The sequence below is a fragment of the Petrimonas sp. genome (assembly GCF_963921705.1).
GTDB lineage: Bacteria > Bacteroidota > Bacteroidia > Bacteroidales > Dysgonomonadaceae > Petrimonas > Petrimonas sulfuriphila.
The window spans coordinates 233424-249372 of sequence record NZ_OY997410.1 but is presented as its reverse complement, the minus strand read 5'-3'; the positions used below and the strand labels follow the sequence as shown (position 1 = coordinate 249372).

Below are 15949 nucleotides of genomic sequence, written 5' to 3'. Positions count from 1 at the left end.
ATATTCAACGCAACAATCGAACAACGTTTTTCGGATGAAAAAGCAAACGTGCCCCAATATTACCATCAAAAGCATACTCTTCGCGGGTGTGCTTTTTGTGCTTATGTTACCCGCCCGTCCGCAACAACCGCCACCAACCAACCCAAACGTGAAGATTGTCGAACTGAAGCAAGCCGATTTGCTTTATAAACGGGAAAGTTCCGAAGCTCAAATCTTGAAGGATAACGTGGTCTTGTATCACGAAGGTGCTTTTATGTATTGCGACAGCGCCTACCTGTTCGAAAAAACGAACACGTTCGAAGCTTTCAGCAATGTCCGGATGGAACAGGGCGATACCATTTTCGTGTACGGTGATTACCTGCATTACGACGGGAATACCCGCCTGGCACGCCTTCGGGACAATATCCGTATGGAGGACCGTCAGGTTACGCTCTTTACAGATAGCCTGAACTACGACCGTGAGGCAAACCTGGGGTATTACTTTGACGGGGGAATGCTGGTGGACGAAAAGAATGAGCTTACCTCCTTTTGGGGACAGTATGATCCGGTAAGCAAGGACGCCCTGTTCAGCGACAGCGTAAAACTGGTCAATGAGGATTATACCATATTTGCCGATACACTGAAGTACAATACGGAGAGTAAGGTCGCTGATATCCTGGGTCCTTCAACCATTGTTTCGGACAGTGGATTTATCAAAACATCACACGGGTGGTACAACACCGGGACTGACGACGCACGGTTGTTTGACCGATCGGAGATTTACAGCAGCGACAGCACAAAGATGCTTGTGGGAGACACCGTTTTTTACAACCGGGCAACCGGTCTGGGAGAGGTTTTTGGCAAGATGTACCTTGAGGATTTTAAGCAGAAAGCTATTCTGCGCGGGAACTACGGAACGTATAACGAGAAAACTGAGTACGGAATGGCCACCGACTCGGCTTACGCTATTGATTATTCACAGAGCGACAGCCTTTTTCTTCATGGAGACACGCTGAAAATGTTTACCGATTCCATTTACAAGGAGATCAAAGCGTATTACAACGTCCGGTTTTACCGGGAAGATATTCAGGGAGTTTGCGATTCCATGAACTACGTTCAAAAAGACTCCGTGTTGTACCTACTCGGCAATCCGGTCATTTGGAACAAAAGCAATCAGATTCTCGGTAATCGTATCGATATTTATCTGAATGACAGCACTATTGATAAAGCACACGTGAGGGATTATGCCCTTGCCATCCAGGACAGAGAAATGACGGGACAATATAACCAGATAAGCGGAAGGGATTTGAAAGCCTTTTTTGCAGAAGGGGAACTCAGGCACGTTTTGGTGGAGGGGAATGCCGAATCGCTTTATTACCTGGTGGAAGAAGATAGTGCGCACACCGTTATAGGATTGAACAAAACCGAAAGCGCCTACCTGTCCATGGACTTCCTGGACGATGAGTTGCAGAAACTAAAACTATGGTCATCCACTAAGGCTGTAACTACCCCGTTGAGCCAACTGAAACAGGAGGAATCGAAATTAAAAGGGTTTATTTGGCTCGATTACTTGAGACCGCTCCACAAAATGGATATCTTCCGTCGCAACGAACGACAGGGCTCCGATAGCGAAGTGCAGGCTCCGAGAAGATTCTCACGGGACGATGCTGTTGAATAAATGGCTTTTGTTTATTACTATTCTTTTTTTAATTTTGTGTAACGATAAAATTGACAGCTATGGGAATGTTCTTTTTTTACAACAATAAAAAACCTCGAAAATTTAATTATACACCCATACTTTACGATCCAGACAAGGAGGAGCGAAAAGAACAGATGGAAAAAAGAATCCGGAGGATCCGGGAAGAGGTCGCCCGAGAAGAGGGCAAAACAGTCGAAACACCGCGGGAGGCTGTCAACACTGACTTTGGTGAAGCGTTCCTCTCCCAGACCAAGTATTTGAAACGCAGAAAAGAAAAAGAAAAAGAGGGAAGCAAGCCTTTTTTTACCAGCAACCTTACTGTCGTCTTGCTGATTATTGCGTTGCTTGTAATCTTCTATTTTGTGTTCCTGCGCTAAACGCTACAACAAAAACATGACGGATATAATTCATCTGTTACCGGACTCCATAGCCAATCAGATCGCAGCCGGTGAGGTTATTCAACGGCCTGCATCTGTAGTGAAAGAACTGATGGAAAACTCGCTCGATGCCAACGCCAAACATATCCACATCATTATTAAAGATGCCGGGAGAACACTCGTTCAGGTCATTGATGATGGCAAAGGTATGAGTATGACCGATGCACGGATGGCATTTGAACGTCACGCCACATCAAAGATTAAAACCTCCGAAGATCTCTTTGCCTTGTACACCCGGGGTTTTCGTGGTGAAGCACTCGCATCCGTAGCGGCTATAGCGCACGTAGAACTTAAAACCCGGCGTGCGGAGGATGAAATGGGGACATGGTTGAAGATTGCCGGATCGAAGGTGGAAAGCCAGGAAACCATCTTTTGCGCTGTGGGAACTACAATCTCTGTAAAAAACATATTCTTTAATGTGCCGGCCCGTCGCAAGTTCCTGAAATCGAACGAGACCGAACGACGGAATATCTTCACGGAAATTGAACGTATTGCCCTTGTGAACCCGGACATTGAGTTTACGGTTATCGAGAACGATGTGCAGACGATGCACCTCCCTCCGGCAAACCTGCGCCAACGCATCGTGCAGATGCAGGGAAAGGGCATCAATCAGCAGCTTATAGAAATAAACGAAGAAACCACCCTGGCTAAAATTCACGGATATGTTTCAACGCCGCAGTTCGCCAGAAAGGGGAGAGCCAATCAGTTTTTCTTCGTCAATAACCGTTATATCCGTCATCCTTTTTTTCATAAAGCGGTCATGACCGCTTACGAGCCGTTGATTTCGGCTACCGAGAATCCCAATTATTTCATTTATTTCGAAGTGGAGCCGGATACGATAGATGTGAATATCCATCCCACGAAAACCGAAGTGAAATTTGAGAACGAGCGTGCCTTATGGCAAATCCTGATGGTAACGGTAAAGGAATCACTCGGAAAATTCAATGCTATCCCCAGCATAGATTTTGATACGGCAGATGCACCCGACATTCCTATTTTTGACCCGTCGAAGTCTACTTCGATGCCAAAAGTGAATATCAATCCTGATTACAATCCTTTTCAACCTTCATACGGAGAGAGTACCCGGATTTCGAAACCCAGGCTCGACTGGGAACAGATGTACCGGGGATTTGAAAATGAAGGAAAGCCAATGTCCGGTTCACCCGATGCGGACGCAACCCTTTTTCAGTCCAACGAATCGTTAGTTTCACCCAAACATTACCAGTACAAGGAGAAATATATCCTTACGTCGGTAAAATCGGGGTTGATGATTATTGACCAGCATCGCTCACATGTTCGTATTCTTTTTGAAAAGTACCTTTCCCAGATAACCAACAGAAAGGGTATTTCTCAGCGGGTGCTGTTTCCCGAAAGAATCGAACTGACCTCTTCCGAAGCTTCTTCTCTTTCAGAAATTCAGGAAGATATGGAGGCACTGGGCTTTGAAATGAGTGACTTGGGCAATAATTCTTTTGCCATTCAAGGTATTCCGTCGGAATTACAAAACGTTGATGCTGTGGCATTGGTGCGTTCCATGATCGATAAAAACATGGAGACCGGCAGCAACATCCAGGAGCAGATGCATGAAAAACTGGCGTTGTCGATGGCAGATTTCACGGCTATTCCCGCAGGAAAATCACTTACGGAAGAAGAAATGCTGCGGATGGTCGATCAGCTGTTCGCCTGCCAGTCACCCAATCACACACCCGACGGAAAATCAATAATAACCGTCATTTCTGATGACGAGATGGAAAATAAACTGAAATAATTTAAATTCTTTGACTTATGGAATACGCATTTTGTGGAACGAGCGGCTTGCAGTTGCCCCGGATTTCGCTCGGATTGTGGCACAACTTCGGTTATACCGACGATTTTGAAGAAGCGCGAAACATGATTGTCCACGCCTTTGATCAGGGAGTGACCCATTTTGATATTGCCAACAATTACGGTCCACCTCCGGGTTCGGCCGAATCCAATTTTGGAAAGATACTGAAAGAAAACCTGGCCTCGCACCGCGATGAAATGATCATTTCGTCCAAAGCCGGATATCTGATGTGGAACGGCCCCTACGGTAACGGATCCTCCAGGAAATACCTGATGGCGAGCCTGAACCAGAGTTTAAAACGTACGGGATTGGAATATTTTGATATCTTCTATTCCCACCGGTACGATTCAACTACGCCCATAGAGGAGACCATGCAGGCGCTGATCGACATAGTGAAACAGGGGAAAGCCTTATACGTGGGCTTGTCGAACTATCCGGCCGACAAGGCCCGTGAAGCCATGATCTATTTGAACGCTCAGCATGTCCCGAGCCTGATTTATCAAGGTAAATACAGCATGTTCAACCGGCAGCCCGAGGAAGAGATCCTGCCAGTTACCAGTGAGTTCGGTTCCGGATTTATCGCCTTTTCTCCATTGGCTCAAGGAGTTCTAACCGATAAATACCTGAACGGTATTCCCGATCAAAGCCGTGCTGCCGACCCTACAGGGTTTCTGAGAAAGGAGCAGGTTACGGAAGAGTTAGTCGCCAAAGTGAGAAAATTGAACGAGATCGCTCGTGACCGCGGACAGACTATGGCTGAAATGGCGGTTGCCTGGACGTTGCGCGACGAGCGTGTGACCTCGGTGATCGTAGGAACGCGGAACGTAAAACAGTTGCAGGACAATCTGGGATCGTTGAACAATCTTCGTTTCACATCGGAAGAATTAGCATTGATCGACAATATTTTAGGCGGAGCAACGTTATAACTTAAACGTTGTTCCTGAATTGAAATGAGAAGATCTGCACCTGTTCTTTTTATCACCCTTCTGCTTTCGGTTGTTTCCTGTGTAGATGAAGCATCCCGGTTTACGGTTCCCTATTCCCGGGTGTTTTTCCGGATCGATGTCAACGGGTTGGATTCCGATTTGACGTTTTTTGGCCACAAGACATTTGTTCAGGGAAGAACCGTTGGAGAACAAACCGGGTATGGAGGGTTGCTGGTTTTCAGAACAGCTGAAGGATCGATCTTCGCCTACGATCTTAGTTGTCCCCATGAAGATAACCGTGAGGTCAAGGTGCAGCCTGCCGACAACGGCAAGGCCGTCTGTCCCAAATGCGGCAGTGTGTTTGTTACAATGTACGGGTTAGGTTCGGTTGAGTCGGGGCCGTCCGCCGAACCGTTACAACGTTACACGGTGAGAAAGGATTTCGGGCGTGAAGGAGTTTTTGTGATCACAAATTGATCCTGTGGGTGCAAATTTTTGGCGGATTCTCTTGTATTAATCAAGAAACATTTCTACATTTGCAGTCGCTTTTAAAAATTGACAATTCATTGCGGAAATAGCTCAGTTGGTAGAGCATAACCTTGCCCCGGAAGGAAAAGATACCCCTAACCTTGGCAAGGAGCCGGTGAAGAGTTGCCGGAGTTTTTTTAACAGAGAATAAATAATTGCGGAAATAGCTCAGTTGGTAGAGCATAACCTTGCCCCGGAAGGAAAAGATACCCCTAACCTTGGCAAGGAGTCGGTGAAGAGTTGCCGGAGTTTTTTTAACAGAGAATAAATAATTGCGGAAATAGCTCAGTTGGTAGAGCATAACCTTGCCAAGGTTAGGGTCGCGAGTTCGAGTCTCGTTTTCCGCTCAAGGTCTGCTCGGATGGTGGAATGGTAGACACGCAAGACTTAAAATCTTGTGACCATTACGGTTGTGCGGGTTCAAGTCCCGCTCCGAGTACAAGAATCCGCTGATAATCGACTGATTGTCAGCGGATTCTTTTTCGGAGCGCCCAAAGGACGGCAAAGAAATCAAGAGATATGATTTAAATAGCTTTAAATCAATCGCATACCCATATCTTTCCTTTTATCCTTATTTTAGCCTTTAATCATTTCAATAATTATGCTATGGAAGCAATCATTACTCGCCTACAAAATTTCATTAATGAGTTTACATCATATAGATTAAAAAAATCAATCGATCTTTTTGACTTGAAATATAGATATTGGGACGATAAAATTTTGCATTTACATATACCAAATCCTTTCCGATATGGATTCAGATATTGAATTGTTGGAAAAGCGTTTGCAAAAAACAGAACTCATCAAACAAGGAATGATGCAGGAACTGCTTACCGGAAGAATACGGCTGGTAGCAGAATATGAATCGTATAGTACGGTAGCAGAAGATACACCAAAGTATACTAACATCCAGCTTATTTTACTTTTTATGAAAAATATAAAATAAATTTTGTCACTATTATACTTTTTGTCTACTTTTGTATAATAAGAGGGATTCTAATTATACATTTTATTTTATGAAAGACTTTGTTTCCGGCAAATATATCAATCAGGGATATTATAAAAGTTTTCAACCCGGCTTTATTAACAGGCGCTGGCAGGTTGACGATATGCATCTGCTCAGCCTGCTTAGTCAGGCAGACAGGCATCTTGGGAGGTTGGATATGTATTCTCAGTACGTCAATATAGACCTGTTCATTCAGATGCATATTGCCAAAGAAGCTATTCAATCGTCAAAAATCGAAGGTACGCAAACCAATATGGAGGAGATTTTTTTAGATAAAGATGAGATAAAAAAAGAAAAACGCGACGACTGGGAAGAAGTGCAAAATTATATTCTTGCCATGAACGAAGCAGTTTTGCAGCTGCACAGATTACCTTTTTCGAGCCGTCTTATCAAGCAAACGCACAAAGTATTGCTTCAGGGTGTTCGTGGTGAACAGAAACAACCGGGAGAATACCGCACCAGTCAAAATTGGATAGGCGGAGCTACTATAAATGATGCCGTATTTGTACCGCCCGTACATACTTCTGTTGCTGAATTGATGTCGGATATAGAAAAATTTGCCCACGACGAACTGAATCATTTGCCGGATTTGCTCAAAGCCGCCATTATTCACTATCAGTTTGAAACCATCCATCCCTTTTTGGATGGCAATGGACGTGTTGGCAGATTACTTATCACGCTTTATTTGGTGGACAAAGGGATATTAAAACGACCGATTTTGTATTTATCCGATTTTTTTGAGCGTAATAGAATGTTGTATTACGATAATTTAATGCGGGTACGCACGCATAACGATATGAATCAATGGTTGAAGTTTTTCCTGACCGGAATCATCGAAACTGCGAAAAAAGGAGTGACTACTTTTGACGGTATCATGATGCTGCAAAAAGAGATTGACCGCAAACTGAAAGAATTTGGAAACCGAAGCGGCGATGCCTACAAAGTGATAGACTATCTCTACAACCGCCCGACCATCGACGCACAAAAAGTGGCAAAAGTAATTGACAAATCACCACGAACAGCCTACAAACTGATAGAAACGCTGGAACAAGCCGAGGTAATCAAAGAGATTACTGGCGCTGAAAGAGGAAGGATTTACCTGTTTGAAGATTATATAAACTTATTTGAAGATTAAAAATAAATCCAACCATGAGCAAAGTAGGAGAAATTGAAAGGAAACAGTATCAAAATTCCGATAGTATCAATTTTAGCTTTGACAACCGCAGTCTGGTTATACGAAACAGGCAATCGGTTATAAATAAAAACCGCCTGTTTCTATCATCTGGTAAGGACAAACTTCTCAAACAGTCAGATTTATCTTTTTCCGTCGAGTTTTGCCGTTACATTCTTTTTTTTATTTACTTTGTGGATATTGAATAAAAACCGAAGTCTCCGGGTATCCGGTAGGCGCTAATACTGCCCAAAAAATGGATTTTGATTACGGTAAATTTAAGGTAAAGCCCGGTTCAAAAGTGAACCTGAAGAATTTTGCCACCTCCGAGGATGGCGGGTTCGATAAGAAATCTGCCAGAAAAGAGATTGAAAGCAACATCAAGCAACTGAAAGACCTGCAGGAGATGTTTTACGCCGACGACCGATACTCGTTGTTAATCATTTTACAGGCGCGGGATGCAGCGGGAAAGGACGGAGTCATCCGTCACGTGATGTCGGGCATCAATCCCCAGGGGTGCAGGGTGCACAGCTTCAAGACTCCCACGAAGAACGAGCTGGAGCACGATTACATGTGGCGCCACTACCGGGCGCTTCCCGAGCGGGGAATGATTGAAATCTTCAACCGTTCACATTACGAGAACGTGCTGGCCACCAAAGTGAACCCCCAGTGGATACTCAACGAGCGTATCCCCGGATACGGCTCGGTAGACGATATCGACCAGCAGTTCTGGGAAAACCGTTACGCGGCCATCAACGCTATTGAAAAGCACTGGTACGACAACGGCATGCGCATTCTAAAATTTTTCCTCAACGTATCGAAAGAGGAACAAAAGGAGCGATTCCTTGCACGGCTCGACGAGCCGGATAAAAACTGGAAATTCAGTTCTGCCGACTTGCAGGCCCGCTCGCAATGGAATAAGTACGATGAAGCGTTTGAAGAGATGTTGGGGAAAACGTCGAAACCCTATGCTCCGTGGTACGTGATTCCGGCCGACAAGAAATTTTTTGCCCGTGTTGCTGTCGGCGATATAATTCTGGAATTGTTTAAGTCGCTTGACCTTCACTATCCTCCTGCAGAGTCACCCGATGTGATAGCCAGGGCACGGGAACAATTAATGAGCGAATAGATCGGACCGGCCTCTTCCTATTTTGAAGGGATGTGCTTCTCTTTTCTCCTGTCACTCAGTCGTTCGTCCACCCGTGTCATCAGCCAGAAGAAGCTGAAAACAAAAGCAACAAGAATAACCGTCCAGAGAAATCCGGAAGAGAGGGCAAACTCTTTTCCCTTGAGTAGGTAAGCCCCACCGATTAGAGCAGCCAGAACGGCATACATCAGTCCGAAAATGCCAACGAAATCTTTAAGTACTTTCCGTTCGCTTAGTCTCACCGGTGTTTGTTGGGGTTTGAGGGCGTTTTCGGTTTCAATCTGATGCATAATTCTGTATTTCAGGTTTTCAGGTGCTTTCATTCTTGCCTCCTGCATCATTCCGCGGATAAACTCCTCATCGTCGTGCACTATGTTGTTCTTTTCGTTCATGATCGGTTTCGTTTTTATTGTAAATCGGGTATGACCCGTTCATATCTTGCATATAACTCTTTGAATGACTGCCTGGCCCTGAACAGTTTCACCTTCACGTTGGATTCATTCAGTCCGGTGATCCGGGCAATCTCTTTTACCGGATTGTCTTCCAGGTAGTACAACGTAAGCAGCAGCGCTTCGCCTTTCGACATCTTGTTCAACACATTGGCGACGGCTTCGGTTCGTTCGGAATCGATGATTTGCGTTTCGGTATCGAAATCCGAGATCTCCTGAACGTTCGAAAGTGACGTCTCCTGGTCGTACAACCATAATTTTGATTTGGAGTGCGTTATTGCCGTGTTGTATACAATGCGGTAAAGCCACGAAGAGAATTTACTTTCGTTCCTGAACGTGTGCAGGTTGCGGTATACCTTTACGAAACTTTCCTGCACAACGTCTTCCGCATCCTGTACATTGCCGCAAACCCGGTGGGCGATGGTAAACGCCATGTCCTGGTAGGTTTCGACAAAGTACGTGAACGCGGAAGTTTTGCCCGAAAGCACCTGTTGTACACGCTCATTCTCGTTCATCGCGGTAAATTATTCCTGTTCGGGTTCTTCTCTTGGTTGGGCTATCGCCATTTTTTGCGTCACGAGGAAATAGGTCAAGTATCCCAAACCGAGGAAGAAGACAATGCTTGCTCCAATGATCCAGAATTCATTATCATGATCGCTAGTCAGGTTTTCCGAACATAGAAACCCTACGATTACTCCAATACCCAGTGCAATAAGTACGATCCCGTTTCTGAGAGATACCAGCCGGTTGGGATTGGCTTTCTTTTTCATTCGCTCCGGGGGGATTATCCCCTGGCGAATAAGGTCCATTCGTTCTTTGTGCTCTGCCCTGATGGAGGTTAACCCCAAATACATCCCGAAACCAACCGGTAACCCGATTGTACAGAGAATAGCTATGATTGGCACCCATAATTCTTCCATAATTACAATTTTTTAAAAGTGAATAATTTGTTTACATCTATAAGACAGAGGAAAACAACATTCGGTTACAAAAATAGAAAAATATTTTTAATAAGATTAATTTTTGTTTGAAAATCAGGTTGTTGAAATATTTATCAACAAGACAAATATTTTTATGATTTTGAATTCGCAGGATTCATTTCTATTTATTTTCTTTGTAAAGCATAATCCGCAACCCCGACATGAACGAAAAAACGCTCGATAAATTGAAGATCCTTGCCGATGCCGCCAAGTACGATGTGTCGTGTGCATCGAGCGGAACTTCCCGCGGAAGCGTGAAGAATGGGATAGGCACAGCCGCCGGCTGGGGCATTTGTCACAGCTTCACCCCCGACGGGCGGTGCATCTCGTTGTTTAAGATACTCCTGACCAATCACTGTATTTATGACTGCGCATACTGTTCCAACCGGCGCAGTAACGATGTCGTGCGCTCTGCTTTTACAGCCGAGGAATTGACTGAACTGACTATTGAGTTTTACCGGAGAAATTACATCGAAGGCCTTTTTTTGAGTTCGGGCGTTATGCGTAACCCCGATTATACGATGGAACAGATGCTTCGTGTGGTGATGTTGTTGCGCGAAACGCACCGTTTCAACGGATATATCCACATGAAGAGTATTCCGGGTGCAAGCCGGGAACTCATTGCCCGGGCGGGAACGTATGTAGACCGGATGAGCGTGAACCTCGAGATTCCATCGGAACAGAATCTGAAATTGCTTGCGCCTGAGAAAGATTACGAAAGTGTTTTTGCGCCCATGCGCTTTATTCAGCAGGGGATGCTTGAAAGCGCGGAAGACCGCAGGAAGTTTCGTTCTGCTCCTAAGTTTGTGCCTGCTGGGCAGAGTACACAAGTCATCATTGGTGCTACGCCGGACTCCGATAAGCAGATCCTCACGCTGGCTTCTGCCCTGTATAAGCGCCCTTCGTTCAAACGCGTCTATTATTCAGGGTATATTCCTGTAAATAAAAACGACAACCGGCTGCCGATCATCGCGACACCGCCTTTGGTTCGTGAAAACCGTCTCTACCAGGCGGATTGGTTGATGCGTTTTTACCAGTTCAAGGCCAGTGAAATCGTAGATGACGCACATCCGGACCTAGAGTTGGACATCGACCCAAAAATGGGTTGGGCGTTGCGTAATCCCGCTTTTTTTCCTGTTGATATAAATACGGCTCCCTACGAGATGATCCTTCGTGTGCCGGGAATCGGGGTCAAATCAGCGAAACTCATTGTCGCCTCTCGAAGATACGGGCGGTTAAACTCGGTTCAGCTGAAAAAAATGGGAGTAGTGATGAAACGGGCACAGTATTTCATCGTGTGCCGCGAACTGCCAATGCGCACCGTGAACGAACTCACACCTCAGTATGTCCGTCGACAGGTTTCCCAAAAACAGAAAAAACAGGCTGCAGATTTGTTGCAGTATTCGATTAACTGGGGAGAGTGATAGCACAATGATAATTTTCACCTACGATAAAACTTTCGACGGCCTTCTCTCCTGCGTGTTCTTCGCATACGAGCAGAAGAAATTTCCCGATTTTATCCTTTCGGAATCCGATCAAAAGCCATTGTTCGTAGACGAGCAGTATCGTATAATTACAGAAAAGGAAAAATCGCTACGTGTATGGAAAGCGCTGGAAAAAAAACTTTCGAAAATTGCGCGGAACATGATGTTAAGCGTTTGGCTGTCGGAATTACCTGAAACCGAAATGTTGCTTTTCCGCTACATTCGTAAGAACATCGACCATCCGGAGGGTGTCGAAATGAATTTTGGCGACGACGATGTGCTTCGTATTAAAGAAATTGCGCAAAAAGTAGCTAAAGAAGCCGAACAGCTTCGGCAATTCGTTCGGTTTCAGGAAACGGCCGACGGGATTTATTTCGCTCCTGTATCACCGCGTTACGATGTGCTCTCGTTGATCGTTTCGCATTTTCAATCCCGGTATGCCGGCCAGCCTTGGATTATCTACGACACAAACCGCAACACCGGCTTGTATTACGATACACGGTCCGTTGTTGAGGTTTCCTTTTCGCAGAAGGATCTCTCGGATTTAAGACTCGGGGTTCTCGACGAAGAAAAACTTTCTAGCGATGAAACATTTTTTCAGCAAATGTGGAAAGAATATTTTAAAAGCACGACTATCAAGGAGCGCATCAATCTGAAACTGCAACGGCAGCACATGCCCCGCCGTTATTGGAGGTACTTGACGGAGATGCAATGAAAAACCGCCTGGCCAATAGACGGCCCGACGGTTCAAAAAGATTGTCCGGATCTTATCTTACTTGTTTTTCAATAGATCGCGGATTTCGGTCAGCAACGTTTCCTCCTTGGTGGGTTCCGGAGCTGGTTCCGGAGCTGGGGCTTCTTCTTTTTTACGCTTCATTGAGTTCATGGCTTTGATCACCAGGAAGATAGCTGTGCCCACAATCACAAAGTCAACAACCGCCTGGATGAACGCGCCGTAATTCCACGTTATGGCCGGAGCAACAACGTCTGCTCCGCTCATGACCGCTTCTTTAAGAACCACTTTCAGCTCGGCAAACTTGCTGTCACCGACCAACATGGCGATGGGCGGCATCAGGATGTCGTTAACAAAAGAGGTGACAATCTTGCCGAAAGCAGCTCCGATAACAATACCCACGGCCATATCCACTACGTTGCCGCGCATTAAAAATTCCTTAAGCTCTGTTCTGAATGACATAATACTCGTTTATTAAAAGGTTAATTTTCCATTTCATCACAAAGAAAACAAAAAAATGTGAATATATGGTTTTTATCGATAAATTTCACTCCTTATCAGTGGAATAGTTCCGCAATCATACACCGGGCAGAGCCACCGCCGTTGGTTTCGATAGTGGTAAGTTCAGGCGAAAGAATTTTATTATAGGTCGAAATAGTCTTTTCCTGCTGCATCGTCAGCGACTTCCGGGCAGTAGCCGACATGATCATCAGGGGAGCTCCGTTCCTGCTCTTTAACTCCAGCATGTTCCCTGCAAAATGTTCCACTTGGTTCGGGGAGATCTCCACGATAACTTTTCCCGTTGCACTCAGTCTCGATTCCACTTTCTGGCGTTCCTCCCCGTTCCTTATTGATTCAAGGCATACAACGGCAACCTGAGTACCTACCTCCATCATTACGTTCGTATGGTAGATAAGGTTTCCGTTTTTGTCGACGGCATCAAAAACCACCGCATCGAAATTCATTCGTGAACAAAAATCAGCCAGCACTTTTTCCGACGACCGCGGGGAGCGGCAGCAATAGGCGATCCGTTTGTTGCGGTCAAGGACCATGCTCCCCGTACCTTCCAGAAACTCGCCTTTCTCCTCCCACGGTGTGAGATCGATAAGTTTAGTGTGGTTCATCTTCCGGCGCAGGAAATCCAGCACGTGTGGCTTCCTTTCCCGGCGGCGGTTTTCTGCAAACAGGGGGTAAAGAACCAGCTCCCCCGAAAGGTGAGAGGAGAACCAGTTGTTGGGAAACAGGGAGTCGGGCGTCCAGGGTTCTTCCGTATCCTGCATGACAATTACCTCCACGTCGTTTCTCCGGAGTAGATTCACGAAGGCATCAAACTCCTCCACCGCTTTTTCCGACACTCCTTCCTGTCCTGTCTTTTGCTGGAAATAGTTGTTTTTTGCCGTTTCTTCGTTAAAATCGAACCGGGCCGGACGGACCATCAATATCCTTGACGTTGTTTGCATAACAATAATAAGATTGAATTAGGTTGAAGCAGATTGACTGAGATTGATTAAGGACGGTTTCAATCTTTTTCAATCTTTTTCAATCTTTCTCAATCTTTCTCAATCTTTCTCAATCTATCTCAATCTATTTACTCCAACATTTTAATTGATTCCTTAATAATTTCAATTGCTTCCCTGATTTCTTCTTCCGTGATTACCAACGGGGGGGCAAAGCGGATGATGTGTTGGTGTGTGGGTTTTGCCAACAAACCGTTTTCGGCCATTTTCAGACAGACATCCCAGGCTTCTTTACCGTTGTGAGGTTCTATAACAATGGCATTGAGCAATCCCTTTCCGCGGACCTGGTGTACAAACGGACTGTCAATCTTCCTCATTTCGTTGCGGAAGATCTCTCCCAGGTACTCGGCTTTTTCCGCCAGCCTTTCCTCTTTTACCACTTCCAGCGCAGCAGTAGCTACTTTACAGGCAATCGGGAATCCTCCAAAAGTAGATCCGTGCTGGCCGGGTTTAATGGTCATCATGATCTCGTCGTCGGCAAGCACGGCAGAAACCGGCATAACGCCACCGGAGATGGCTTTACCCAGAATAACGATGTCGGGACGAATTCCCTCGTGGTCACAACACAAAAGCTTGCCTGTGCGGGCGATTCCGGTTTGCACTTCATCAGCGATGAACAGTATGTTGTGCTGTTCACAGAGGTGTTTACAAGCTTTCAGGTATCCGTCATCGGGAACGAAAACACCGGCTTCACCCTGAATGGGTTCAACGAGGAGTCCGGCTATCTTATCTCCTTTCACTTCAAAAATCTGTTGGAGAGCATCCACATCGTTGTAGGGGATGACCTCAATTCCCGGCGTGTACGGGCCGTATTCGGCACGGGCTTCCCCATCGGTGGAAAGGGAAACGATTGTAATGGTACGTCCGTGAAAATTTCCTTCGCAAGCGACAATAATGGCCTCATTTTCGGGGATTCCTTTTTTCAGGTAACCCCATTTTCGGGCGAGCTTCAATCCGGTTTCAACGGCTTCTGCTCCCGAATTCATGGGCAACATCTTGTCGTAACCGAAGTAACGGTGGACAAACTCTTCGTACGGGCCCAGGCAGTCGTTGTAAAATGCGCGCGAAGTAAGGCACAATGTTTCCGCTTGTTCGGTCAGTGCCCTCACGATCTTCGGGTGACAATGTCCCTGATTCACGGCAGAATAGGCGGAAAGGAAGTCGAAGTATTTTTTGCCATCAACATCCCAGACATATACACCTTTCCCCCTTGACAGTACCACGGGCAGCGGGTGATAATTGTGCGCCCCGAATCTGTCCTCCTGATCGATAAATTGTTGTGCTTTTTCTGTGATTAACATGTGATTAACATAAATAGTGATTTTGATTACTTCACATCTTGGTCAGGACCAGGTTCCGGAACAGAATCTCTTTTCCTTCACTCTGCAACCCGATGTTTCCTTCTTTAACCAGTCCGGTTCCCGTGTTTTGATGCACGTCGTTCACATAAACGTCTACCACTCCATCCTGAACGGTAATTTTTACTTTATTCCATTCGCCGGCGGGATTTTCGCTTGAAGGTTGTTTTTTCTGGATGACTGGGAATTTCGGACGTTCCGTCACACCTTCCGGGAGCGTATACTCCTTCATGTCGGATCCGGCGAGCAATACAAAGTCGCCGGCCTTGCCTGCTGCCAGTTGTATTTCAACACCTGTGGCGAACGGGTTTTTAGGATCCTCGATCAGCACAAAAATCCCACTGTTACTGGCCTCTTCAGCCCAACGGTATTCCAGTTCCAGGGTGTAGTTGACGTATTTTTCTTTCGTGTACATATAACCCAACGGCTCCCCTTTTATAGAGATTTGTCCGTCTTTTACCGCGTACACCTGGTCTCCCGGAACAGCATCGTTCTCAACGACAAAGTTCCAGTTCGATAAATCTTTTCCGTTGAAAATTTTTCCGTTGTCTTGCGCACAGCCTGAAGCAAGAACAATTAACACTGCAAATACAAGTAGATTTGTCTTTTTCATTTGTTGTATAAATAGATGGTTGATATCTTGTTAACAAAGTTAAGTAAAATTGCTGAGAATATAGACAGGTTTGGGTAATAAAAGACGGACGATACGG

General features: G+C 45.6%; 17 protein-coding genes and 2 tRNA genes. 12 read left to right on the top strand and 7 right to left on the bottom strand.

Annotation, left to right across the window (positions count from 1 at the left end; genetic code table 11):
• The first annotated feature begins 34 nt into the window (after nt 1-34).
• The 10 genes from AACM02_RS01030 to AACM02_RS00985 all read left to right on the top strand — a co-directional run bounded on the left by AACM02_RS01030 (nt 35) and on the right by AACM02_RS00985 (nt 8700).
• Nucleotides 35-1657, top strand: a complete 1623-nt coding sequence (locus tag AACM02_RS01030; protein WP_339115814.1) for an OstA-like protein — start codon at nt 35-37, stop codon at nt 1655-1657.
• A gap of 59 nt (nt 1658-1716) precedes the next feature.
• Nucleotides 1717-2055 (top strand): hypothetical protein, encoded by a 339-nt coding sequence (locus tag AACM02_RS01025; protein ID WP_332455889.1) that lies wholly within the window; start codon nt 1717-1719, stop codon nt 2053-2055.
• Between the two features lie 16 nt (nt 2056-2071).
• Nucleotides 2072-3883: a DNA mismatch repair endonuclease MutL gene (mutL, locus tag AACM02_RS01020; RefSeq protein ID WP_339115813.1), complete on the top strand. Its 1812-nt coding sequence runs from the start codon at nt 2072-2074 to the stop codon at nt 3881-3883.
• Nucleotides 3884-3900: 17 nt separating this feature from the next.
• Complete coding sequence (locus AACM02_RS01015) at nt 3901-4866, top strand: aldo/keto reductase (protein WP_332455891.1); 966 nt, start codon at nt 3901-3903, stop codon at nt 4864-4866.
• A 24-nt stretch (nt 4867-4890) separates the two neighbouring features.
• Nucleotides 4891-5343 (top strand): Rieske 2Fe-2S domain-containing protein, encoded by a 453-nt coding sequence (locus tag AACM02_RS01010; protein ID WP_339115812.1) that lies wholly within the window; start codon nt 4891-4893, stop codon nt 5341-5343.
• A 325-nt stretch (nt 5344-5668) separates the two neighbouring features.
• Nucleotides 5669-5741, top strand: a tRNA-Gly gene (locus tag AACM02_RS01005).
• 8 nt (nt 5742-5749) lie between these two features.
• Nucleotides 5750-5833 (top strand) — tRNA-Leu (locus AACM02_RS01000).
• Between the two features lie 312 nt (nt 5834-6145).
• The gene (locus AACM02_RS00995) at nt 6146-6340 is read left to right on the top strand and encodes a hypothetical protein (RefSeq protein ID WP_332456784.1); all 195 of its coding nucleotides are present in this window, start codon (nt 6146-6148) and stop codon (nt 6338-6340) included.
• Between the two features lie 70 nt (nt 6341-6410).
• Nucleotides 6411-7535, top strand: a complete 1125-nt coding sequence (locus AACM02_RS00990; RefSeq protein WP_332456785.1) for a Fic family protein — start codon at nt 6411-6413, stop codon at nt 7533-7535.
• A gap of 292 nt (nt 7536-7827) precedes the next feature.
• Nucleotides 7828-8700: a polyphosphate kinase 2 family protein gene (locus AACM02_RS00985; RefSeq protein WP_339115811.1), complete on the top strand. Its 873-nt coding sequence runs from the start codon at nt 7828-7830 to the stop codon at nt 8698-8700.
• A 17-nt stretch (nt 8701-8717) separates the two neighbouring features.
• On the opposite strand, the gene AACM02_RS00980 is transcribed toward AACM02_RS00985, so the two are convergent.
• Genes AACM02_RS00980 through AACM02_RS00970 form a run of 3 tightly spaced genes read right to left on the bottom strand, consistent with a single transcriptional unit; the run spans nt 8718 to nt 10087 of the window.
• On the bottom strand, nt 8718-9110 hold the full coding sequence (locus AACM02_RS00980) for a hypothetical protein (RefSeq protein WP_339115810.1): 393 nt from the start codon (nt 9108-9110) through the stop codon (nt 8718-8720).
• Between the two features lie 14 nt (nt 9111-9124).
• Complete coding sequence (locus tag AACM02_RS00975) at nt 9125-9682, bottom strand: RNA polymerase sigma factor (RefSeq protein WP_339115809.1); 558 nt, start codon at nt 9680-9682, stop codon at nt 9125-9127.
• Between the two features lie 9 nt (nt 9683-9691).
• A complete protein-coding gene (locus AACM02_RS00970) occupies nt 9692-10087 on the bottom strand; it encodes a DUF6249 domain-containing protein (RefSeq protein ID WP_332456788.1) in 396 nt (131 codons plus the stop codon).
• Between the two features lie 221 nt (nt 10088-10308).
• Here AACM02_RS00970 and AACM02_RS00965 point away from each other — a divergent pair, with 221 nt between their 5' ends.
• Entirely contained in the window at nt 10309-11571 is a 1263-nt protein-coding gene (locus tag AACM02_RS00965; RefSeq protein ID WP_339115808.1) for a putative DNA modification/repair radical SAM protein, read from the top strand.
• 7 nt (nt 11572-11578) lie between these two features.
• The gene (locus AACM02_RS00960; RefSeq protein ID WP_339115807.1) at nt 11579-12346 is read left to right on the top strand and encodes a TIGR03915 family putative DNA repair protein; all 768 of its coding nucleotides are present in this window, start codon (nt 11579-11581) and stop codon (nt 12344-12346) included.
• Nucleotides 12347-12403: 57 nt separating this feature from the next.
• Here the strand turns inward: AACM02_RS00960 and mscL are convergent, their stop codons facing one another.
• From mscL to AACM02_RS00940, 4 genes are all read right to left on the bottom strand, one after another.
• Nucleotides 12404-12826, bottom strand: a complete 423-nt coding sequence (gene mscL / locus AACM02_RS00955) for a large-conductance mechanosensitive channel protein MscL (protein ID WP_339115806.1) — start codon at nt 12824-12826, stop codon at nt 12404-12406.
• Between the two features lie 95 nt (nt 12827-12921).
• On the bottom strand, nt 12922-13824 hold the full coding sequence (locus AACM02_RS00950; protein WP_339115805.1) for a citrulline utilization hydrolase CtlX: 903 nt from the start codon (nt 13822-13824) through the stop codon (nt 12922-12924).
• A gap of 128 nt (nt 13825-13952) precedes the next feature.
• Nucleotides 13953-15182, bottom strand: a complete 1230-nt coding sequence (gene rocD / locus AACM02_RS00945; RefSeq protein WP_332456791.1) for an ornithine--oxo-acid transaminase — start codon at nt 15180-15182, stop codon at nt 13953-13955.
• A gap of 31 nt (nt 15183-15213) precedes the next feature.
• Nucleotides 15214-15852 (bottom strand): DUF1080 domain-containing protein, encoded by a 639-nt coding sequence (locus AACM02_RS00940; protein ID WP_339115804.1) that lies wholly within the window; start codon nt 15850-15852, stop codon nt 15214-15216.
• Nucleotides 15853-15949 lie beyond the last annotated feature (97 nt).